The sequence below is a fragment of the Xanthomonas sp. SHU 308 genome, assembly GCF_000364645.1.
GTDB classification, from domain to species: domain Bacteria; phylum Pseudomonadota; class Gammaproteobacteria; order Xanthomonadales; family Xanthomonadaceae; genus Xanthomonas_A; species Xanthomonas_A sontii.
This window is the reverse complement of record NZ_AQOK01000858.1, coordinates 1-323: the sequence shown is the minus strand read 5'-3', so window position 1 is coordinate 323 and position 323 is coordinate 1. Positions and strand designations below refer to the sequence as shown.

The 323-nt window shown below is 77.4% G+C and carries 1 protein-coding gene; it reads left to right on the top strand.

The window, feature by feature from the left end; translation table 11 throughout:
* Window positions 1–323 (top strand): DAK2 domain-containing protein (locus tag D588_RS25910; RefSeq protein ID WP_043086891.1); only part of this gene is annotated, 323 nt, incomplete at both ends.

The window sequence follows — 323 nt, the reverse complement described above, 5'->3', positions numbered from 1 at the left end:
ACCTTCGCCGCCGGCGCGCGCGCCCTGCGGCAGGCGCTGGACACCGATGCGCTGGCCACCGGCGACGCCGCCGCACTGGCGCGCGGCTTGGCGGCGACGATCGAACACAGCATGGGCGGCTCCAGCGGCGTGCTGCTGTCGATCCTGTTCACCACCGCTGCCGGTGCGCTGGCGGACGGCCGCGACTGGGTGCAGGCGCTGCAGGCCGGCGTGGCGCGGATGCAGCACTACGGCGGCGCGCAACGCGGCGACCGCACCCTGCTCGATGCGCTGCTGCCGGCGCTGGACGCCCTGGCGCAGGGCGCCGACGTGGAGGCCGCCGC